This is a genomic window from Microcella flavibacter (genome assembly GCF_012530535.1).
In the GTDB taxonomy this organism is placed as follows: domain Bacteria; phylum Actinomycetota; class Actinomycetes; order Actinomycetales; family Microbacteriaceae; genus Microcella; species Microcella flavibacter.
This window is the reverse complement of record NZ_CP051299.1, coordinates 1,864,268-1,883,646: the sequence shown is the minus strand read 5'-3', so window position 1 is coordinate 1,883,646 and position 19,379 is coordinate 1,864,268. Positions and strand designations below refer to the sequence as shown.

General features: G+C 72.7%; 21 protein-coding genes and 1 riboswitch. Of the genes, 8 read left to right on the top strand and 13 right to left on the bottom strand.

The features are described from left to right. On the bottom strand, positions 1-825 hold the full coding sequence (locus HGB54_RS09015) for a TerC family protein (RefSeq protein WP_168916127.1): 825 nt from the start codon (positions 823-825) through the stop codon (positions 1-3). Positions 826-866: 41 nt separating this feature from the next. Further along, positions 867-1,694: a hypothetical protein gene (locus tag HGB54_RS09010; RefSeq protein ID WP_168916126.1), complete on the bottom strand. Its 828-nt coding sequence runs from the start codon at positions 1,692-1,694 to the stop codon at positions 867-869. 34 nt (positions 1,695-1,728) lie between these two features. Continuing rightward, positions 1,729-1,839, top strand: a riboswitch (TPP riboswitch). A gap of 56 nt (positions 1,840-1,895) precedes the next feature. Between HGB54_RS09010 and HGB54_RS09005 the strand changes: the two genes are divergently transcribed. From HGB54_RS09005 to HGB54_RS08995, 3 genes are read left to right on the top strand one after another with little or no spacing between them, the layout of a single operon-like run. After that, the gene (locus HGB54_RS09005; protein WP_168916125.1) at positions 1,896-2,531 is read left to right on the top strand and encodes an ECF transporter S component; all 636 of its coding nucleotides are present in this window, start codon (positions 1,896-1,898) and stop codon (positions 2,529-2,531) included. Positions 2,532-2,559: 28 nt separating this feature from the next. Further along, positions 2,560-4,881, top strand: a complete 2,322-nt coding sequence (locus HGB54_RS09000) for an ATP-binding cassette domain-containing protein (protein WP_228545770.1) — start codon at positions 2,560-2,562, stop codon at positions 4,879-4,881. Beyond that, positions 4,868-5,416, top strand: coding sequence for a nucleoside/nucleotide kinase family protein (locus tag HGB54_RS08995; RefSeq protein ID WP_168916123.1), 549 nt, complete (start codon positions 4,868-4,870; stop codon positions 5,414-5,416). The genes HGB54_RS09000 and HGB54_RS08995 overlap by 14 nt, the downstream gene beginning before the upstream one ends. Before the next feature lie 38 nt (positions 5,417-5,454). Here the strand turns inward: HGB54_RS08995 and HGB54_RS08990 are convergent, their stop codons facing one another. The 5 genes from HGB54_RS08990 to ku form a co-directional block, all read right to left on the bottom strand. Next, positions 5,455-6,663 carry a D-alanyl-D-alanine carboxypeptidase family protein gene (locus HGB54_RS08990; RefSeq protein WP_168916122.1) on the bottom strand — a complete coding sequence of 403 codons (1,209 nt, stop codon included), beginning with the start codon at positions 6,661-6,663 and terminating at the stop codon, positions 5,455-5,457. Between the two features lie 66 nt (positions 6,664-6,729). After that, positions 6,730-7,014 carry a metallopeptidase family protein gene (locus HGB54_RS08985; protein ID WP_168916915.1) on the bottom strand — a complete coding sequence of 95 codons (285 nt, stop codon included), beginning with the start codon at positions 7,012-7,014 and terminating at the stop codon, positions 6,730-6,732. A gap of 83 nt (positions 7,015-7,097) precedes the next feature. Further along, the gene (locus HGB54_RS08980; protein WP_168916121.1) at positions 7,098-7,607 is read right to left on the bottom strand and encodes a DUF2017 family protein; all 510 of its coding nucleotides are present in this window, start codon (positions 7,605-7,607) and stop codon (positions 7,098-7,100) included. Next, positions 7,604-7,906, bottom strand: a complete 303-nt coding sequence (gene clpS / locus HGB54_RS08975) for an ATP-dependent Clp protease adapter ClpS (protein ID WP_168916120.1) — start codon at positions 7,904-7,906, stop codon at positions 7,604-7,606. The genes HGB54_RS08980 and clpS overlap by 4 nt, the downstream gene beginning before the upstream one ends. Before the next feature lie 19 nt (positions 7,907-7,925). Next, entirely contained in the window at positions 7,926-8,828 is a 903-nt protein-coding gene (ku, locus tag HGB54_RS08970) for a non-homologous end joining protein Ku (RefSeq protein ID WP_168916119.1), read from the bottom strand. 87 nt (positions 8,829-8,915) lie between these two features. On the opposite strand from ku, the gene HGB54_RS08965 reads away from it, so the two are divergent. From HGB54_RS08965 to HGB54_RS08950, 4 genes are all read left to right on the top strand, one after another. Next, positions 8,916-11,360, top strand: a complete 2,445-nt coding sequence (locus HGB54_RS08965; RefSeq protein ID WP_168916118.1) for an ATP-dependent DNA ligase — start codon at positions 8,916-8,918, stop codon at positions 11,358-11,360. A 185-nt stretch (positions 11,361-11,545) separates the two neighbouring features. Continuing rightward, on the top strand, positions 11,546-11,935 hold the full coding sequence (locus HGB54_RS12680; protein ID WP_228545769.1) for a hypothetical protein: 390 nt from the start codon (positions 11,546-11,548) through the stop codon (positions 11,933-11,935). A 74-nt stretch (positions 11,936-12,009) separates the two neighbouring features. Next, the gene (locus HGB54_RS12675) at positions 12,010-12,312 is read left to right on the top strand and encodes a hypothetical protein (protein ID WP_228545768.1); all 303 of its coding nucleotides are present in this window, start codon (positions 12,010-12,012) and stop codon (positions 12,310-12,312) included. Between the two features lie 154 nt (positions 12,313-12,466). Further along, positions 12,467-13,897, top strand: a complete 1,431-nt coding sequence (locus HGB54_RS08950; protein ID WP_123046345.1) for a sensor histidine kinase — start codon at positions 12,467-12,469, stop codon at positions 13,895-13,897. Positions 13,898-13,937: 40 nt separating this feature from the next. Here the strand turns inward: HGB54_RS08950 and HGB54_RS08945 are convergent, their stop codons facing one another. From HGB54_RS08945 to HGB54_RS08935, 3 genes are all read right to left on the bottom strand, one after another. Next, a complete protein-coding gene (locus HGB54_RS08945; protein WP_033107200.1) occupies positions 13,938-14,612 on the bottom strand; it encodes a response regulator transcription factor in 675 nt (224 codons plus the stop codon). Positions 14,613-14,652: 40 nt separating this feature from the next. Continuing rightward, the gene (locus tag HGB54_RS08940; RefSeq protein ID WP_016465075.1) at positions 14,653-15,285 is read right to left on the bottom strand and encodes a VTT domain-containing protein; all 633 of its coding nucleotides are present in this window, start codon (positions 15,283-15,285) and stop codon (positions 14,653-14,655) included. An 85-nt stretch (positions 15,286-15,370) separates the two neighbouring features. Continuing rightward, on the bottom strand, positions 15,371-15,889 hold the full coding sequence (locus HGB54_RS08935; RefSeq protein WP_016465076.1) for a PepSY domain-containing protein: 519 nt from the start codon (positions 15,887-15,889) through the stop codon (positions 15,371-15,373). 197 nt (positions 15,890-16,086) lie between these two features. On the opposite strand from HGB54_RS08935, the gene HGB54_RS08930 reads away from it, so the two are divergent. Then, the gene (locus HGB54_RS08930) at positions 16,087-16,917 is read left to right on the top strand and encodes a phosphatase PAP2 family protein (protein ID WP_033107199.1); all 831 of its coding nucleotides are present in this window, start codon (positions 16,087-16,089) and stop codon (positions 16,915-16,917) included. 243 nt (positions 16,918-17,160) lie between these two features. Here HGB54_RS08930 and HGB54_RS08925 read toward each other — a convergent pair whose 3' ends face one another. From HGB54_RS08925 to HGB54_RS08915, 3 genes are read right to left on the bottom strand one after another with little or no spacing between them, the layout of a single operon-like run. Next, positions 17,161-18,621, bottom strand: a complete 1,461-nt coding sequence (locus HGB54_RS08925) for a multicopper oxidase family protein (RefSeq protein WP_123046344.1) — start codon at positions 18,619-18,621, stop codon at positions 17,161-17,163. Next, on the bottom strand, positions 18,621-18,887 hold the full coding sequence (locus tag HGB54_RS08920; RefSeq protein WP_071645089.1) for an SHOCT domain-containing protein: 267 nt from the start codon (positions 18,885-18,887) through the stop codon (positions 18,621-18,623). Before HGB54_RS08920 ends, HGB54_RS08925 begins: the two co-directional genes overlap by 1 nt. Before the next feature lie 49 nt (positions 18,888-18,936). Next, complete coding sequence (locus HGB54_RS08915; RefSeq protein WP_016465080.1) at positions 18,937-19,338, bottom strand: DUF302 domain-containing protein; 402 nt, start codon at positions 19,336-19,338, stop codon at positions 18,937-18,939. Positions 19,339-19,379: the final 41 nt, after the last annotated feature.

The window sequence follows — 19,379 nt, the reverse complement described above, 5'->3', positions numbered from 1 at the left end:
TCAGATCGAGTGGTCGCCGGCGCCCGCGGGGGCGGTACCGACCGCGCGCTCGTCGTCGACCTTCATGGTGCCCTGGCGCAGGTGCACGGGCTCGACCGGCGCCGGGCGCTTCGCGGCGGCGCGGCGGCGGGCGAGCAGGTTCAGCACCTCGACGCCGATCGCGAAGGCGATGGGGCCGTAGATGAGCGCCTTGTCGATCTTGTAGTCGAAGCCCTCGGCGATGAGCATGACGCCGATGAGCACGAGGAAGGCGAGGGCGAGCATCTTCACCGTGGGGTGGCGGTTGACGAAGTCGCTGACGGCCTTGGCCGTGAAGAGCATTATCAGCACGGCGATGACGACCGCGGCGACCATGACCCAGAGCTCGTCGACCATGCCGACGGCGGTGATGACCGAGTCGATCGAGAAGACGAGGTCGATGAGCAGGATCTGCACGATCACGCCGCCGAAGGTCGCGGCCTTCTTGCCGGCGCCGGCGGTGTGGTGCTCCTCGCCCTCGAGCCGCTCGTGGATCTCGGTGACGGCCTTGTAGAGCAGGAAGAGTCCGCCCGCGATGAGGATCATGTCCTTGCCGGAGAAGCCCATGCCGAACAGCTCGAAGACGTCGGCGGTGAGCGTGATCACCCAGCTCGCCGCGAAGAGCAGGCCGATGCGCAGGAACATCGCGAGGCTGAGGCCGAGGATGCGCGCCTTGTTCTGCTGCTCGGGCGGCAGCTTGCCCGCGAGGATCGAGATGAACACGACGTTGTCGATGCCGAGCACGATCTCGAGCACGAGCAGGGTGCCGAAGGCGATGAGCAGCTCGGGGGTGAAGACGATGTCCATGCGCTGATCCTAGTGAGCCGCGGGGGTGCGCGAGCTGCGGACTAGTGGGCGGGGCGACGCTCCTCCTGCGGAGCATCCATGGGCCAGCCGAGCCGCTCGCGCACCGCGCGCTCCGCGGCCACGGGCCAGCCGCGCCAGCCGGTGACGCCGCTCGTGACCGCGAGGTAGAGCAGGCTCCGGGCCGCGCGCTCGGGGTCGCGCTCGAGCGCCCGTTCGAGCAGAGCGGCGAAGTCGGGATGCACGGTTTCGAGCCGCCGGTAGGCGTCGAGGTCGTCGAGCCGGGCATCCGCCCCGCCCACCACGACCTGGCGGTGCAGCGCGAGCAGGCTGCCGAGCGCGTGGGATCGCACCGACTGGCCCGCGCTGAGCAGCTCGCCCCGCCGCGCCCGGCCCACGCCGATGAGCAGGTGGGCGAGGAAGAGCTGCGCATGGGCCTCGGGGGAGGTGCTGCCGAGCGGCTTCGGCTTCGCGGCGACCTCGCGCATGGCGGCGCCGATGCCCCCGCGGTCGAGCGCGACCTCGAAGTCGTTGGCGTGGGCGAGCAGCAGCTCGCCGGGGGCGAAGACGGCGAACTCGAGCACGGCCCCGTTCTCGTAGACGCACTTGAGGCCGTGGGCGCCCTCGCGCACGGCGATGACCAGGGTCTCGGCGTCGGGCAGCCAGGCGAGGTTGGTGCGCATCGTCTCGGCGGCCTGCTCGCTGACCGTGGTGACGAGGAAGTCGTGGTCGCTCCACTCGTCGACTCGGGCCCGATCGGCGGTGCTGCCGGCGAGCACGAGGCCCGTGACGTCGGGCCGTGCGGTCAGCCCGTCGATGAGGCGGTCGAGGTAGGCGGAGAAGGCGCGGCGGGTGTCGGAGACGTCGAGCATGCGCCCCACCCTACGGGCGGAGGGGCGTACACTCGCTGACGTACACGGGAGTCCGGTGAGCCGGGCTGAGAGGGAGCTGCTCCAAGCTCCGACCGTCGAACCTGATCCGGATCATGCCGGCGCAGGGAGGACTTCTCGCACCCGTGCCGACCCAGTCGCACGCCGATCCGCGGCGTGCATCGACCGAAAGGCACGCGCATCATGGTCACCACCGCATCCCCATCCGCCTCCACCGCACCCCGCCGGCCGAGCCTGCGCTGGCGCGTGGTCGACATCGTCGTGGCGAGCGTGCTCGCCGTCGCCGGCGGCCTCGTCTTCGTCCTGTGGAACTCCGTCGGCTACAGCGTCATCACGACCCCCTTCGAGGCGGCGCTGCCCGGCCTGCAGGCGCTGTTCCACGGCGTCTGGCTGTTCCCCGGCGTGCTCGTCGCGCTCGTCGTGCGCAAGCCCGGCGCGGCGCTCTACGGCGAGATCGTCGCGGCCTCCGTCTCGGCGCTCATCGGCACCGAGTGGGGCCCGCTGACGCTGCTCTCCGGCCTCATCCAGGGCCTCGGCGCCGAGCTCGTGCTCGCGTTCTTCCTGTACCGCGCGTGGGGCCTCATCCCGGCCTTGCTCGCCGGGGCGGGCGCGGGCGTCGCGATGGTCGCCCTCGACCTGACCGTCTGGTACGCGGGGGCGGCGCCCGAGTTCATGGCCGTCTACGCGGTCTGCGGCGTCATCTCGGGGCTGCTGTTCGCCGGGCTCGGCTCGTGGCTGCTCATGCGCGGGCTCGCCCGCACGGGCGCGCTCAACCGCTTCGCGGCGGGCCGCGAGCTGGGGTCGCGTGCCGCATCCTGACACCGCCCCGGCGGGCGGGCTCCCGCTCGTGACCGGCGCGAGGGATGCCGCACCCGCCCCCGGGCGCGGTGCGGCGTCCCTCGCCGCCGAGGCGTGGAGCTGGACCCCCGCGGGCCGCGACGCCCCCGTGCTCGACGGGGTCGACCTGCGGGTGCATCCCGGCGAGCGCGTGCTGCTGCTCGGCGCCTCGGGCAGCGGCAAGTCGACCCTGCTGCAGGCGTGGGCCGGGGTGCTGGGCGGTGACGACGAGGGCCTCCAGGCCGGAGCCCTGACCGTCGACGGCGTCGAGCCCGGTGCCGCGCGCGGCCGGGTCGGGCTGCTGCTGCAGGATCCCGACGCGCAGCTCGTGCTCGCCCGCGCGGGCGACGACGTCGCCTTCGGGCCCGAGAACCTCGGGGTGCCGGCGGAGGAGATCGCGCGTCGGGTTCCCGCGGCGCTCGCCGCGGTGGGCCTCGCCGACCTCGCCCTCGACCACGACACCTCCCGCCTCTCCGGGGGGCAGAAGCAGCGGCTCGCGCTCGCGGGCGTGCTCGCCATGCACCCCGGCGCCCTGCTGCTCGACGAGCCCACGGCGCAGCTCGACCCCGAGGGCGTCGGCGAGGTCGCGCGGGCCGTCGCCGCGCTCGTCGCCGACCGCTCGATGACGCTCCTCGTCGTCGAGCACCGCGTCGACGTGTGGGCGCCCCTCGTCGACCGGGTCGTGGTGCTCGAGGGCGGGCGGGTCGTCGCCGACGGCCCGACCGCCGAGGTGCTCGAGGCGCGGGGCGCGGCGCTGGCGGCGCGCGGCGTGTGGGTTCCCGGGCGCGAGCCCGCGCATCCCGCCCCCGCATCGAGGCCGGCGGGGGATGCCCTGCTCGCCGCTCGCGACCTCGCCGTGCGCCCCGCCGGCGGCGAGGTCGTCGCCCGCGGCATCGACCTCGACCTGCGGGCGGGCGAGGTCGTCGCGCTCACCGGGCCGAACGGCTCGGGCAAGAGCACGCTGCTGCTGACCCTCGCCGGGCTGCTGCCGGCCGCGGAGGGCGCGGTCGCGGCGGCGGAGGACGGCGAGGGCTCCGCCGCGAGCGACCCCGCGACCTGGCGCTCGGCCGAGCTCGTCGCCCGGCTCGGCGTCGTGTTCCAGAACCCCGAGCACCAGTTCGTCGCGCCGACCGTGCGCGAGGAGCTCGCCGTGGGGCCCACCGCCCTCGGCCGCGAGCCGCAGCGCGTCGCCGACGACGTCGACGCGCTGCTCGACCCCCTGCGGCTGCGGCACCTCGCCGCGTCCAGCCCGTACTCGCTGAGCGGCGGCGAGCAGCGCCGGCTCTCCGTCGCGACGGCCCTCGCCACCGCGCCGCCCGTGCTGCTGCTCGACGAGCCGAGCTTCGGGCAGGACTCCCGCACCTGGGCCGAGCTCGCCGCCCTCCTCGCCGCGCACCGCGACGGCGGGGGAGCGGTCGTCATGGCCACGCACGACCGCGCGCTCGTCACCGCGCTCGGCGCCCGCGAGGTGCGGATGCCCGCGCGCGAGCCGGTCGCCGAGCCCGTGGGCGGGCATCCCGCGCCGGCAGCGGCCGAGTCCGTCGACCCCGCCCCCGCCGCACCCGCGCCCCGCCGCCCCGCCCTCGCCGCGCGCCTCAACCCCGCCGCGGGTCTCGCCGCGGCCCTGCTGCCCGCCCTCGTGCTCATCAGCACGATCGACGTCGTCTCGGCCGGCACCGCCCTCGCGCTGCAGCTGCTGCTCATGCCGCTGCTCGGCGTGCCGGCGCGCACGCTGCTGCGGCGCTTCATCCCCGTGCTCGTCGCGGCGCCCTTCACGGCGCTGACGATCCTGCTCTACGGCCAGGTCTCGGGCACCGTGCACGCCGAGTTCCTCTTCGTGCGCATCAGCGACGGCTCGATCGAGCTCGCCCTCGCGACGTTCCTGCGCGTGCTCGCCATCGGCCTGCCCGCGATCGCGCTGTTCTCCCGGCCCGACGCGACGCGGCTGGGCGACGCGCTCGGCCAGAACCTGCGGCTGCCCGCGCGCTTCGTGCTCGGCGCCGTCGCGGCCCTGCGCCTCGTGGGGCTGCTGCGCTCCGACGCCCGCACGCTCGAGCGGGCCCGCCGCGCGCGCGGCATCGGCGACCGCCGCCGGGTGCGCCGCGCCGCCGGGCTCGTGTTCTCGCTGCTCGTGCTGTCGATCCGCCGCGGCTCGGCCCTCGCGATCGGCATGGAGGCGCGCGGCTTCGGCGCCGACGCTCCCCGCACGTGGACGCGGCCCTCGCCGTGGACGCGCACCGACTCCGCGGTCGTCGTCGTCGGGATGCTCGTCTCGGCCCTCGCGGTCACCGCGGCCGTCGTCACGGGGGAGTTCACGAGTGTGCTGCGCTGAGACCGCGGCCGAGCATCCCACGCCCGCGTCGCCGACCCCGGAGCGCCCGCGCGTCACCCTCGTCGACGGCCGCTCGGGCTCGGGCAAGACCACCTGGGCCACCGCGCTCGCCGCCGCCGAGGGCGCGACGCTGCTGAGCCTCGACGACGTCTACCCCGGCTGGGACGGGCTCGAGGCCGCCGAGGCGCACGTGCTCGAGCACGTGCTGCGCCGCTTCGCCGCGGGTGAGCCCGCGCGCTACCGCCGCTGGGACTGGGCCGCCGGGCGCCCGGCCGACTGGGTGGCGGTGGATGCCCGGCGCCCGCTCGTCGTCGAGGGATGCGGCGCGCTCAGCGCCGCCGCCCGGGCCCTCGCCGATCGCGGCGTCTGGGTCGAGCTCGACGACGCCCGGCGCCGGGAGCGCGCCCTCGCCCGCGACGGCGAGGCCTTCCGCCCGCACTGGCAGCGCTGGGCCGCGCAGGAGGAGCGCCACGCGGCTCTGCACGACCCGCGCCGCTGGGCCGACGAGATCGTCGACGGGGCCGCGCTCGCCTGACCGCGGCGGTCCGACCGCGCCCGCCCGACCGCGCCGGCTCAGCCCGACTCGCCGAGCCAGCGGTCGAGCACGGTGAACGGGTCGGCGAAGCGCCAGGCGACGCCCGGCTCGGTGATCGTCGTCGCCGTCTCGAGCCGGATCGTCTGCTCGCTCGTCGGCGTCGTCACGGTGAGCCGGCCCATCGTCGTGCCGCGCAGCGCCGTGCGGCGCTCGTCGAGCACGTAGTCGAGCTGCACGCCCGAGGCGTCGAGGGCGATGATCGTCACCGGCTCGGTCGCGACGAGGTCGGTGCGCTGGCCCCAGTCGGCGACGAGCTCGCCGACCGCGTCGCCCGCCTCGATGATCGTCAGCGGCTGCAGCGCCGTCGCGAGCCCGGGCAGCACGCCGGCGACGCCGGCCTCGGCGGTCGGGTAGTCGGGCTGGCCGAGGAGGGCGAGGCCGGCGTAGGTCTCGCCGACGGGCACGACGAGCAGCGTGCAGACGCCCGCCGCATCGGTGTACGTCGTCGCCGCGCCGAGCGCGCCCGTGCCGCCGGGGAAGGCCGCGTTGTCGCTCCAGGTGCCGACCGAGGACGAGGCGGTCGGCCGCGTCACCAGCAGGTCGAGCAGCACGGGGTCGGCGACCGTCAGCTGCGCGAGGCGGGCCATGTCGGCGGCCGTGCCGACGTTGCCGCTGCCGATGCCGGTCGCGTCGACGACGACGGTGTCGTCGAGGCCGTTCTCGGCGAGCCACTCGGCGGCGGCGAGCAGGTAGCCGTCGACCGTGCCGAACACCGCGGCGGCGAGCACCTCGGCCGTGTTGTTGCCCGACCCGATGACGGAGGCCGCGAGCAGGTCGTACTGGGTCCACGCCTGACCGGCGACGACCGGAACGGTGCGCACGGAGGAGGCCTGCAGGGCCCGCAAGCGGGTGACGTCGTCGGCGTCGATGGCCGTCGTCGGCCCGAGCGAGCCGGGCTCGAGGGGCGCGGCGTCGAGCACGACGTGCGCGAGCACCACCTTCGCGAGGCCGGCGATGGGGCGCGCCGCGGGGTCGCCGGCGGAGACGGGATCGCCCGATCCCGCGATCACGGCGCTCGACCCGGCGGCGGGCAGGGCGAGGGCGGCGGGATCCACGCCCACGGCGTCGAGCGAGGGCGGCTGCTCGCGCGCCTCGAGCACCGGCACGGGGCTCAGCAGCGCGCCGGCCGCCCAGACGGTGACGAGCACGACCGCGAGGGCGAGCATCCCGCTGATGGTCTTCCTCACCCGCTGCCCCCGTCGCATGCGAGCGATGCTAAGCGGCGAGCCCGGGCGGGCGGGGCTGCCGCGCCGTCAGCCCCAGCCGAGGCGGTGCAGCTCGGCGTCGTCGATCCCGTAGTAGTGGGCGATCTCGTGCACGAGCGTCACGTGGATCTGGTCGAGCAGCTCCTGCCGATCGCCCTCGGCGGTGGCGAGCAGCGGCTCGCGGTACAGGATGATGCGGTCGGGCAGCTCGCCGAAGCCGTACTGGCCGCGGTCGGTGACGGCCGTGCCCTCGTAGAGCCCGAGCAGGTCGAGCGAGCCGTCCTCGGGGCGGTCCTCGACGACGAAGACGACGTTGTCGAGCCCCTCGACCATCTCATCGGGCAGGTCGTCGAGCTCGGCGACGACGAGCGCCTCGAAGGCCTCGGCGTCGAGGCGCTCCGGCGGGTGCCCCTCGCTCACTGTGCCTCCTCGAGCAGGGTCAGCACCCGCACGAGGTCGTCCTGCATCCAGGCGAGCCAGTCGTAGAGCTCGGCGCCGCCCTCGAGCGCGCCGCTGGGCTCGTCGCCCTCCTCGCGGATCCCCATCCGCTCGGCGAGCACGAGGCGCAGATCGGCGACGGCGCGCACCCAGTCGAGGGCGCCGGCGGTGTCGAGGGCGATCGTGTGGATGCCCGGGTTCGTCGCGGCCCGCTCGAGGTCGTCGACCATGCGCTGCGCGAAGGTCGCCTTGCGATCGGCGAGGGCGCGGCGGCTGAGCCGGCGCCACTCCTCGGCGGCCTCGTCGTCGTCGCGGTAGGCGTCGGGCAGCACGCGGTCGACGGCGGCGTCGCGGCTCGTCTCGCTCTCGCCCGCCTCGGTCAGCAGGCCGGCCAGCTGCTCGGCCAGCGAGCGCAGCACGCGCGCCTCGTCCTGATCGACGAGCGCCTCGACGGTGCCGGGCGCGGCGGCCGGCTCGAAGCGCCTCATCGCGGCGCCTTCTCGAGCGTCGCCCAGAGCCCGTACTCGTGCATGGCCTCGACGTGGCGCTCCATGGCCTCGCGGTTGCCCTGCGCGACGACGGCGCGGCCCTCGGTGTGCACGGCCATCATCGCCCGCTCCGCCTCGGTCTCGCCCATGCCGAAGTGCCGGCGGAACACCCACGCCACGTAGCTCATGAGGTTGACGGGGTCGTTCCAGACGATCGTCTGCCACGGCACCTCCGAGGCGTGCAGCGGGCGCACCTCCGTCTCCTCGTCGAGGAGGGGGACGGCGGGGAGGGCGACCATCCGATCATTCTCCCACCGCTCAGCTCGCCTTCTTCTTCGAGGCCGCCTTCTTCTTCGCGGCGGGCTTCTTCGTCGGGGCTGCCTTCGTCGGGGTCGACTCATTGGCCGCCGGCTTCTTCGCGCTCGACCGGTTCTCGGCGATGCTGCGCTTGAGAGCATCCATGAGGCTCAGCACCTCGCCACCCTCGCCCTCCTTCTCGCCGTCCTCCTCGTCCTCGCCGAAGGTCTCGGCGGTGCTGAGCGCGTCGCCCTGCTCGAGCTTCGCCTCGATGAGGGTGCGCAGCTGCTCCTGGTACTCGTCGGTGAAGTTCTCGGGGCTGAAGTCGGCGGCGAAGCTGTCGATGAGCGAGCGGCTCATCTCCAGCTCCTTCGCGCCGATGCGCACCGGGGCGTCGAGGGAGGGGAACCGCGCCTCGCGCACCTCATCGTCCCAGAGCAGCGTCTGCAGCATGAGCACGTCGCCGCGCACCCGCAGGGCGGCGAGGCGGGTCTTCTGCCGCAGCGAGAACAGCACGATCGCCGTGCGGTCGGTCTCCTCGAGGGTGCGGCGCAGCAGCACGTAGGCCTTGGGGGAGGACGAGTCGGGCTCGAGGAAGTAGCTGCGGTCGAGCATGATCGGGTCGATCTGCGCGGTCGGCACGAACTCGACGACGTCGATCTCCTTGCTGCGCTCCGAGGGCAGCGTCGCGAGGTCGTCATCGGTGAGCACGACCGTGCGGTCGCCGTCGTCGAAGGCCTTGTCGATGTCGGCGTACTGGACGATGGCGCCGCAGATCTCGCACCGCCGCTGGTACCGGATGCGCCCGCCGTCCTTGTCGTGCACCTGATGCAGCGGCAGGTCGTGGTCCTCGGTCGCGCTGTAGACCTTCACGGGCACGTTGACGAGGCCGAAGGTGATCGCGCCTTTCCAGATGGATCGCATGCCTCATCGTCCCGCCGCGGCGGGCACACCGGTACCCCCTTGCGCAAGCGGGTGGTCGTCCGAACGGTTCCCGACCACGATGGGGGGATGCCCGGCTCGCGCGCTCGCCCCGTCACGATCGACGGCCGCCGTCTCGCGCTCACGAACCTCGACAAGGTGCTGTACCCCGAGACCGGCACGACGAAGGCGGAGGTGCTCGAGTACATCGCCACGATCGCGCCCGTCATGCTGCCGCACCTGCGCGGCCGGCCCGTGACGCGCAAGCGCTGGGTCGACGGCGTCGGCACGGCCGAGCATCCGGGTGCGGTCTTCTTCCAGAAGAAGCTCGACGCCTCGACGCCCGAGTGGATCGAGCGGGCCGTGCTGCCGCAGCGGACGGGCGATGCGGTGTACGCGCTGCTGCAGGAGCCCGCGGCGCTCGCCTGGGCCGCGCAGACCGCGGCGCTCGAGCTGCACGTGCCGCAGTGGCGCCTCGACGCGGACGGCCGGCCGGGAAACCCCGACCGGCTCGTGCTCGACCTCGACCCCGGGCCCGGCACGGGGCTCGCCGAGTGCGCCGAGATCGCCCGCCGCGCCCGCGAGTACCTGCGAGGGGCGGGTCTCGACCCGGTGCCCGTGACGAGCGGCAGCAAGGGCATCCACCTGTACAGCGCGCTCGACGGCGAGCGCACCTCGGAGGAGGTCTCGGCCGTCGCGCACGAGCTCGCCCGCGCGCTCGAGGCCGACCTGCCCGAGCTCGTCGTCAGCCGCATGGCGAAGACGCTGCGCGAGGGGCGCGTGCTCGTCGACTGGAGCCAGAACAGCGCGGCGAAGACCACGATCGCGCCGTACTCGTTGCGCGGCACGCTGCGGCCCTTCGTCGCGGCGCCCCGAAGCTGGGCCGAGCTCGACGAGCCGGGGCTCGCGCAGCTGACGTTCACCGAGGTGCTCGAGCGGGTCGCGCGGGACGGGGATCTGCTCGCGGGGCTCCGGCCCGGGGGCGCGGGGTCGGGCGACGCCGGTACGGGCGATCGGCTGGCGACGTACCGCTCGATGCGGGATGCCCGGCGCACGCCCGAGCCCGTGCCGAGCATCCCGCCCCCGCGCACGGACGGCCGGCGGTTCGTGATCCAGGAGCACCACGCGCGGTCGTGGCACCTCGACTTCCGCCTCGAGCACGAGGGCGTGCTCGTGAGTTGGGCCCTGCCGCGCGGCGTGCCGACCGACCCCGCGGCGAACCGCCTGGCCGTGCCCACCGAGGACCACCCGCTCGAGTACGCGAGCTTCGCCGGCACGATCCCGAAGGGCGAGTACGGCGCCGGCGAGGTGACGATCTGGGACGCCGGCACGTACGAGCTCGAGAAATGGCGCGACGGCGAGGAGGTCATCGTCGTGCTGCACGGCGGCCGGGGCGTGCGGCGCTACGCGCTCATCCGCACGGGCGAGAACTGGATCATCCACCTCATGGACGAGGGCGCCGCGACCGCGCCGCCGAGCGGACTGCCGCCGCGCCGCTCGGGACGCCGGGTGCTCGGCGGCTCGGCGCGCACCGGTCGGGCCGCGGACGACGCCGACGCCCCGATGCTCGCGACTCGGCACGACCCGGCGGCGGGGGACGAGGACGGGCCCGCCGGCGAGGGCGGGGGATGGGCGATGGAGATGAAGTGGGACGGCATCCGCGCGATCGCGACCGTCGCCGGGGGCGCGCTCGAGCTGCGCAGCCGCAACGGGATCGACCTGACGGCCTCGTACCCGGAGCTCGCCGTGCTCGTCGACCGCGTCGAGGGGAGCGTGCGCGATGGCGGCCCCGTCGTGCTCGACGGTGAGATCGTCGCCCTTGACGCGGAGGGGCGCCCGGACTTCTCGCTGCTGCAGCGGCGGATGGGGGCGACGAAGCCGAAGGACGTGGCGCTCGCCCGGCGCGCGGTGCCCGTGCAGCTGCTGCTCTTCGACGTGCTCACCGCGGGCGGCGAGCGCGTGGTCGCGCTGCCGTACGACGACCGGCGCGCGCTGCTCGAGCAGCTCGTCGCCTCGGGCGGGGCGGTGAGTGTGCCGCCCTCGGTCGGCACCTCGCTCGACGAAGCGATGGCGACGAGCCTCGAGCTCGGCCTCGAGGGCGTCGTGGCGAAGTGGCGCGCGAGCCCGTACCGGCCGGGGCGGCGCTCGCCGGACTGGGTGAAGCTGCGCCACGAGCGCGCGCAGGAGGTGGTCGTGGGCGGCTGGCGCGCGGGCGAGGGCGAGCGGCGCGACGACCTCGGGGCGCTGCTGCTCGGGGTGCCCGGCCCGGAGGGTCTGCGCTACGTCGGCCGGGTCGGCACGGGGTTCTCGGCGGCGGAGCGGCGACGCATCCTCGCGGCGCTCGAGCCGCTCGCGGCCTCGCCGAGCCCGTTCCTCGACGTTCCCGCCGAGGACGCGGCCGGTGCGCACTGGGTGCGGCCGGAGCGGGTGGCCGAGGTGTCGCTCACCGGGTGGACGGGCGGCGACCGCCTGCGGCACGCGGTCTGGCGCGGCTGGCGACCCGACAAGCGCCCCGGCGACGTCGTACGGGAATGACGCCGTTCGGGAATGACCGTTCGGGAATGACGCTGTGCGGGAATGACGAAGGCCCCGCCGGAGCGGGGCCTTCGACCTGGTGCGTCTCGACTCGTGCGACGAACCAGCAATACGGGTGCCTGGGTAGCACGTTCGGCAACTCCTCCCCGAAGACGAAGACCCTAGTCAACCGCATGAATCGTGGTGTGTACGAGGTCTCGCGGCGTCCCCTGAGTAGCGCTCCGAGGGACGATCGGGGGCCAGTCGTAAGGACTGTCGAGACGGCTCAAACTTTTCTGACCGCTGCTGAGGTCGACGCTCTCATCGGCGACTACCTGGCCGGGATGGGCGTCAAGCACCTCGCGGAGCGGTACGGAATCCATCGTGCCACGGTGTTCTCCCACCTCCGGCGCCGGAACGTGCCGAGTCGTCGACCGGGGCTGGGCCTCGACGAGAAGGCGGAGTCCGTGCGGCTCACGCGGGCGGGTGTCTCGATGCGGGCGATCGGTCGCCGGATGGGCGTAGACCGCAAGGCGGTGCGAGCGGCGCTGGTCGAGGCTGGGCTCATCGTGGACGACGCCAGCGACGGTTCATAACGCACCTCCGCGCCGCTGATCCCCCAGGGCTGTCGGCGCACGTCGTCGGTGACGAACGCCGAGAGGAACCGACGATGCCGAGCTTGAGTGAACTGGCGACCGACGAACGAACGGCGCGAATGGCGCGGTCTATGCTCGTCGAACCCAACGATCCGGTGATGGGCCGCATCCTGGCTCGCCTCGGAGCTGTTGAGCCGCTCGCCGAACGCGATGGAGCGGTGGTGCGCCTCGCCGTGGATGCGCAGGTCTGGCGCGCCCGTTTCAGCGCACCGGAGGCGAAGGACGTGGCTATGAGCATCGCCCAGGTTCAGCAGTCTGACGTCCGAGCGCCGTCTCGATCGTCGACGCCGATCCGGGACCGGATGAGCTGGACCTAGCCGCAACCGACTACGAGGTGCCCGCGTCCATTGGCTGAGCGGCACGGCGGACCGCTGCCGATCCGGGCCGACCTGGCCACCTGAGAGCGCTCTCAGGCGCGAGCACACCGCTGAATCGGCTGGGATATCGTTCGGCCATGGCAAGGGCGGAGCGATGAATCACGGCACCAGCACGAGCTCGTCTCGCGCGCCGGAGCCGCTGCGCGGCGTCATCGGGGTTCGAGCCCGAGCAGCGCTGGCCGCCACCATCATCGTCGCCGTCGCGCTCGCGCTGGGTTCGGCGGCGCTCGTACTGCTGCTGCGGCGCTCGTTGAGCGCGAGTGTCGAGGCGTCGGTGCAGGACCGCGTCGAGGAGGTCTTCGTCGAGCTCGAGGCGATCCCGGCTGGAACGAGCGCCGACGCGCTGGCGCGGTCGCTAGGGTCGACCGCGCAGAGCGCGTCGCGCCAGGGCACGGTGGTGCAGATCCTCACCGCCGACGGCGACGTGGCGAGCCAGTCGGCCGACCTGGAAGGTGAGCCTGCGCTCGGCCAGCCCCTCGACCCCGCCGACGGGATCGTCTGGGACGATGCGACGCTGCCGGTGGAGGAGGAAGAGGCGTACCGAGTCGCGCGCGCCGCCATCGGGACGCCGACCGGGACGTACACCGTCCTCGTCGCGCAGTCGCTCGAGTCGGTGGACGAGAGCACGGCCGCAGTGCTGCCGCTGCTGGCGATCGGCTACCCCATCCTTGTGCTCGTCGTCGCTGTCTCGACGTACTGGCTCGTTGGTCGCTCGCTGCAGCCGGTGGAGGCCATCCGTGCGAAGGTGGCCGCGATCGGCGGACGGCAGTTGACCGAGCGCGTGCCCGTCCCCGCGGCGCAGGACGAGATCGGCCGGCTGGCCGTGACGATGAATGGGATGCTGGGGCGGCTGGAGGCGGCTCAGCTCTCGCAGCGGCGGTTCGTCGCCGACGCCAGCCACGAGCTGCGCAGCCCGATCGCCACGATCAAGGCGATGGGGGAGACGGTCGTCGCCCATCCCGACGGGGCGCTCTCTGGGACCGCCGCGGAGGCTTTCGTCGAGGAGGCGACACGGATGGAGCGGCTCGTGAACGGGCTGCTGCTGCTCGCCCGAGCTGACGAGCGGGGGCTCGCCCGAGAGCAGCATGACGTCGACCTCGACGATCTGCTCGCGGCCGAGCGCGACCGCATCCGCTCCACCACCGCCTTGACGGTCGAGGCGAGGATCGAGGCGGTGCGCGTCTCTGGGTCGTCGCCTCAGCTGGCCCAGGCCGTCCGGAACCTCGTCGACAATGCCGTGCGGCACGCGCGCGAGGTGGTGGCGCTGAGTGTGCGAGCCGAGGACGGCATTGCCGTCATCGAAGTGCGCGACGACGGGCCGGGCATCCCCGCCGCCGACCGGGAGCGCGTGTTCGACCGCTTCGTGCGGCTGGACGAGAGCAGGGCCCGCGACGAGGGCGGCACCGGACTCGGCCTCGCGATCGTCAAGGAGATCGTGCTCGCTCACGGCGGCAAGGTCGAGGTCGTCGACAGCGGCACCGGAGCTGCGCTGCGCGTCACGCTGCCGCGGCAGCGCGAGGCGTGACGCCGGGCGTGACGACGCGGACGGACCCGGACTCGAGAGGTCAGTCCCGAGCTATGAGTCGATAGCCGACACCGCGCACCGTCCTGATCGATGTGCGTCCGAACGGCTGGTCAATCTTCTTCCTCAGGTAGCCGATGTAGACCTCCACCACGTTGTGGTCGCCCTCGTAGGCCGCGTCCCAGACCGCCTCCACGATCTGCGTCTTCGTGGCGACCTCGCCGGGGTGCCGCATCAAGAACTCGAGCAGCCCGAACTCCCGCGGTGTGAGCGCGATCTCCGTCCCGCCGCGCTCGACGCGGTGGCGCACCGGATCCAGCGAAAGGTCGCCCACGCTGAGCGCGACCGGCCGCTCCGGCGCGCCGCGGCGCACGAGCGCTCGCAGCCTCGCGACGAGCACGATGAACGAGCACGGCTTGATCAGGTAGTCGTCGGCACCCAGGTCGAAGGCATCCGCCTGGTCGTATTCTCCGTCCTTCGCCGTCAGCATCAGCACGGGCGTCCAGATGCCGGCTGCGCGCATGCCCTCGCACACCTTGTAGCCGTTGAGGCCCGGCAGCATGATGTCCAGCACCACGACGTCGTACTGCTGCTCCTTGGCCTTCCACAGTCCGTCGATGCCGTTGTCGGCCCAGTCGACGCTGAACGCCTCGGCGATCAGCCCGTGTCGGACCGCCTCGGCCAGCCGTCGTTCGTCCTCCACAAGCAGCACCCGCATGCGTTCCATTGTGACTGCCGCGCTCCACTCCCGTGGTCGTTCAGTCCGCGTCGCGCAGGCGTGCCGCTCGGCGAGCGCGCACCACCTCGATCACCAGCGGGACGACAGAGATCGCGACGACCGCAAGGGCGATGGCGTCGACGTTGTGCGCGACCCGCGGCACGCCGCCGAGCCACCGCCCGGCGAGCACGGCGATCGCGACCCACGCGACCGCCCCGAGCACGTTCCAGAGGACGAAGGTGCGGTACGGCAGGCGGGACATTCCCACGACCGGTGGAACGAAGGTGCGCGCGATCGGCACGAAGCGAGCCAGCACGAGCGCTCTCGCGCCGTGCTTGAGGAAGAACGCGTCCGCCTGCTCGAGATATGAGGACTTGAGGATCCTCGCGTCAGGCGAGAACAGCCGCCGACCGTAGCGCCGACCCAGCAGGTAGCCGATCTGATCGCCGGCAATGGCTGCGGCCGCCGCGACGACCAGCACGAGCGGGATGGGAAGGCCGAGCTGCGGGCTCAGCAGTCCGGCGGCGAACAGCAGGCTGTCGCCCGGCAGGAAGGGGAACAGCAGTCCCGTCTCGACGAAGATGATGGCGGCGAGGGCGAGCAGCACCCACGGCCCTGCTCCGGTGAGGAGCGAGACCGGGTCGAGCAGGCCTGCGAGGAAGACGTCGGGCACGTGTGATTCTCCTGATTCATCGGACTGACGCTGAGCGTGCGACAGCGCCGGCGGAGCGCGTTGCTCCGCCGGCGGTGGTCGGGGGTCAGGTGTTGGGGTCTTCGGCGCCGTTCTCGCCCGTCTCGTCCTGCTGCTCGGTGCCGTTCTCGGTGGCCTCGTCGGTGCACTCGGGCTCGTCAGCCTCCTGCGCGAGCACGCTCGCGTCGCCGGCGTCGACCTTGACCTCGATCACGGAGCCGTCGGCCGCGGTCACCTGGACCTCGTAGACGACGTAGCCGTTCTCGTCCTCGAGCGTCGCGTCGCCGGCGGTGCCGGGCACCGCTGCGAGCGCTGCTGCCGTCGCCTCCTCGGGCGTGACCGTGGCGAGGCTCTGCAGGCTCGCGGCCTCGTCGGCCTCGGACAGCTCCGTGTCGGTGCCGTCGGGGGAGGTCGCGTCCTGCGGCGCCTGCACGGTGCCCGTGTACGACGGTTCCTGCTCGTCGGTCGCCGAGGACGACGGCTGCGTGCTGTCGGGGTTCGCCGCCATGGCGAGGCCGGCTCCACCGAAGGCGAGCGTCGTGGCGATGATGCCGGTCACGGCTGCCTTCTTCTTGAGGTTCTTCATGGTGTGCTCCTGTTCGGTTTCCGAACCCTTGCCGGTCCGGGCCGACCCTGTGATCGAGTCGATGTGATGAGACTCCCGGTCCGGCACTGTGGCGACTCTGAGACCACCTGAGAGCGCTCTCAGGTGCGAGCGCCGCAGGCGTGCTCGATCGGGAACGCCGTGCCAGGATCGCTCCAGGCCGGCGGACAGGAGCATCGATGCAGCGGGATCGCGAGGACCCGAAGCAGACGGGTCCCGACGCGGAAGTCGAGGTCGAGCGCCACCTGGGCACGAAGGATCTGACCCGTTGGCCGTCGCGCGCCGGCCGGGTCGGCGCTTTGATGGTCCACCGCCTGAGCGAGCTGCTCGGGCCTCACGCGGCTCTCGTCCTCATCCTGGCGGTCGGCGCGGTGGTCGCAGCGCTCGCGACGCTCGCGGCGGCCTGGGTCTACGACGCGGTGACAGAATCCGACGGCGTCGCAGGCTTGGACCGTCCGGTGCTCGCGGCGTTCGTGACGGTTAGGTCGCCGTGGCTCGATACGGCGGTGACGTGGTACACGAACATCGGCGGCGTGATCGTGATGCCGATCATCGCCGTGCTCGCCATCGTCGTGCTGACGCTGCGTCGCCGCAACTGGGCGCCGGTTCTGATCATCGGGGCCGCGGGCGTGGGATCGCTGCTGATGACGGTCGTCGGCAAGGGACTCGTCGCGCGGGTGCGGCCCGGGTTCAACGACGCCGTGCCACCGTTCGAGCATTCGCCCTCGTTCCCAAGTGGGCACACGCTCAACGCCACAGCGATTGCGGGCGCGATCGCCTACATGCTGCTCCTGCGGCAGTCGAGCCGTGTCGTCCAGGTCGCGACCATCGCCGTGGCCGTGGTGTTCGCCGTCAGCATCGGCATCAGCCGCATCTACCTCGGCCACCACTGGTTCACCGACGTGCTCGTCGCATGGATGTTGGGAGTGGGCTGGCTCGCGGTCGTCATCACCGCGCACCGGCTCTATCTCACCGCGCGGCATCGACAGCAGACAGCCCTTGCGACGTAGCGCTCGCGCACCCGTTCGGCCTGCTCGGGCGTCAGCTTGCAGGGGATGTGTGCTGAAGTGCCCGCGTCCGTCGTCGGGTAACGAAGAAGGCGCGGATTGCACGCCCGAGTGACTGATTGGAGGGTGGGGACGAAATTAGGTCCGTCGCCCACCGGACTTGAACTGGTCGAACGCTCCGGCTATCGATCGACTCGTCGTCTTCGGTGAGGTAGCGAACCTCGGTGTCCAGCAGCTGGCCGCCGCTCATGCAGCCTTGACCGTTCCCATCATCCCTAGGTCCTCGTGATCGAGGATGTGGCAGTGGTAGACCGTGAGGCCCGTGAACCGTGCGAAGTCGATGCGCACCACGACCGAGCCCTGAGCCGGGACGTTCACGACGTCCCGCCACTGGGTGCCGTCGATCGCCGATCCGTTCACCTGGATCAGCTGCATCGGCCAGACGTGCAGGTGGAACGGATGATCCATCGGCGTGGGGTTGCGGATCGTCCACTCCTCCACGGTCTCCGCGCCGACGCGCTGATCGATGCGCCCCGCGTCGAATGCGCGCCCGTCGAAACCCAGGGCCATCATCCCGCCCTGCTGCGGCATGCCCATCCCCATGGTCATGGTGAAGGAGATCTCGCGCAGCGCGTCGGGAGTGCGGGAGCGCAGGTCGGCGTCGGGCGCGCGCGGGGGCACGGCGGGCAGCACCGCGGCGTCGGGCCCGCGAACTTCGACGAAGGCGAGCAGCGCCGGGCCGGAGGAGCTGCCCCCGCCGGCCATCATCCCGCCCATCATGGCGGCGCCCCGGTCGTAGCCGAGTGTGCGCAGCTGGGCACTTCCGGCCTGCATCGTCACCAGGAGATCCGCCCTGTTGCCGGGAGCCAGCAGGACCTCATCGACGGCGCGGGGCCGCGGTTCGTGCCCGGAGTCGATGCCCAGGAGCTCCAGCCGCTGACCAGGCAGCGCGAGTCGGAGGTAGCGCGCCGTGCAGGCATTGACGATCCGCCAGCGCTCCCGCTCCCGCGGCCGCGCGACGATCTCGGGCAGCAGTTGACCGTTGACCATCAGGAAGTCGCCCTCCCGGCCCATCATGCGATCTGCCTCCGAAGCGGCAGCGACGGCTCCGCCGGCGAACGAGATGTCCGAGATCACGAGCACCCGCTCGCGGGCGACCGGGAGCGCGTCGCCTTCGACCACGATGGCACCGAAGAGGCCGCCGAAGATCTGATCGGCGACGTTGCCGTGGTGGTGGGGGTGATACCAGAACACGCCGCTGGGGTGGTCGGGAGGAAGGTCGAAGCGGTAGTCGAACACCTCGCCGGGTGCGAGGCTGATGAGGGGATTGTCTCCGTTCCCTGTCGGGGAGACGTGGAGCCCATGCGTGTGGAGATTGGTCGGCTCGCGAAGACGGTTCTCGAGGCGGACCTCGATGCGGTCGCCCGGGCGCACGCGCCACGTCGAGGCCGGGACGCTGCCGTTGTAGCCGAGCACGAGCGCCCTGCGGCCGGCTATCTCGTTCTCGTGCTCCGCGGCGACCAGCTCGGTGCGGAGCACGCCCCCGCGGCTTCGCAGCGAGCTCGGCTCGGCCAGCGGCCCGGAGGGCGTTGCATCGGGCGAGGTCCAGGGCAGACCCGTGCTGCTGAGCCCGAGCCCACCGACTACCACGCCCGCGGCGCCGCAGGCGCCCAGCAGCAGAGCCTGGCGGCGGGTGATCGGCTCCATCAAGGAGCGTCGCGCAGGCGTGCGACTCGCTCGTCGTACTCAGCGTGGTCGATCTCGCCACGCGCGTAGCGCTCGTCGAGAATGGCGCGCGCCGATCCGCCTCGCGGCTCCGGTGGCCGGTGGCCTCCGCGGTTCAGACCGCCGGTCGCGAGCCGCACCGTCAGGACGACGAGCGCCGCGATGCCCGCGATCATCAAGAGCAGGAACACCCACCCCATTCCGGGGCCCATGCCGCCCCAGTTGCCCATGCCGCTCCAGTTGCCCATCAACATGCTTCGACCTCCCCGTTCTCGTGCTTAAGGCGCAGTCGCGCCGTCACTCGTTGCCGCTGCCGACTTCGGCCAGCGCTGCGCCCAGGCGGTCCGCCGCTTCGTCTGCGACCGCTCGCAGCGCCTCGTTCCCGGTGACGCCGACCATGACCTTCGGGTCGAGCGCCTCGACGACCGACGTACCGTCGCCGGCGTCGCGCACCGTGACGTTGCAGGGGAGTAGCAGTCCGATGGACTCCTCCGCCTGGAGCGCGCGGAGCGCGAGCGGAGGATTGCACGCGCCCAGGATCACCTGCGGGGGCATGTCGACATCGAGCTTCGCCTTGAGCGTCGCCGCCATGTCGATCTCGGTCAGCACGCCGAATCCCTGCGTGGCGAGCGCCGCGCGGATCGCGGTGACCGTTTCGTCGAAGGGGAGGGCGACTGTCGTGGTGATGCCGTAGCTCATGACTTGCTCCAAGCGACTCGGGGCGGGCGGGAGTCGGCCGA

Excerpts from the sequence above, each read along its gene's own strand:
- HGB54_RS08930 (WP_033107199.1), top strand. The coding sequence starts at position 16,087 with ATGCAGCGGGATCGCGAGGACCCGAAGCAGACGGGTCCCGACGCGGAA.
- HGB54_RS09005 (WP_168916125.1), top strand. The coding sequence starts at position 1,896 with ATGGTCACCACCGCATCCCCATCCGCCTCCACCGCACCCCGCCGGCCG.
- HGB54_RS08915 (WP_016465080.1), bottom strand. The coding sequence starts at position 19,338 with ATGAGCTACGGCATCACCACGACAGTCGCCCTCCCCTTCGACGAAACG.
- HGB54_RS08925 (WP_123046344.1), bottom strand. The coding sequence starts at position 18,621 with ATGGAGCCGATCACCCGCCGCCAGGCTCTGCTGCTGGGCGCCTGCGGC.
- clpS (WP_168916120.1), bottom strand. The coding sequence starts at position 7,906 with ATGGTCGCCCTCCCCGCCGTCCCCCTCCTCGACGAGGAGACGGAGGTG.
- HGB54_RS12675 (WP_228545768.1), top strand. The coding sequence starts at position 12,010 with ATGCCGAGCTTGAGTGAACTGGCGACCGACGAACGAACGGCGCGAATG.
- HGB54_RS09010 (WP_168916126.1), bottom strand. The coding sequence starts at position 1,694 with ATGCTCGACGTCTCCGACACCCGCCGCGCCTTCTCCGCCTACCTCGAC.
- HGB54_RS08935 (WP_016465076.1), bottom strand. The coding sequence starts at position 15,889 with ATGAAGAACCTCAAGAAGAAGGCAGCCGTGACCGGCATCATCGCCACG.
- HGB54_RS08985 (WP_168916915.1), bottom strand. The coding sequence starts at position 7,014 with ATGGTCGAGGGGCTCGACAACGTCGTCTTCGTCGTCGAGGACCGCCCC.
- HGB54_RS08965 (WP_168916118.1), top strand. The coding sequence starts at position 8,916 with ATGCCCGGCTCGCGCGCTCGCCCCGTCACGATCGACGGCCGCCGTCTC.
- HGB54_RS08980 (WP_168916121.1), bottom strand. The coding sequence starts at position 7,607 with ATGAGGCGCTTCGAGCCGGCCGCCGCGCCCGGCACCGTCGAGGCGCTC.
- ku (WP_168916119.1), bottom strand. The coding sequence starts at position 8,828 with ATGCGATCCATCTGGAAAGGCGCGATCACCTTCGGCCTCGTCAACGTG.
- HGB54_RS09015 (WP_168916127.1), bottom strand. The coding sequence starts at position 825 with ATGGACATCGTCTTCACCCCCGAGCTGCTCATCGCCTTCGGCACCCTG.
- HGB54_RS08950 (WP_123046345.1), top strand. The coding sequence starts at position 12,467 with ATGAATCACGGCACCAGCACGAGCTCGTCTCGCGCGCCGGAGCCGCTG.
- HGB54_RS08920 (WP_071645089.1), bottom strand. The coding sequence starts at position 18,887 with ATGGGCAACTGGAGCGGCATGGGCAACTGGGGCGGCATGGGCCCCGGA.
- HGB54_RS08945 (WP_033107200.1), bottom strand. The coding sequence starts at position 14,612 with ATGCGGGTGCTGCTTGTGGAGGACGAACGACGGCTGGCCGAGGCGGTC.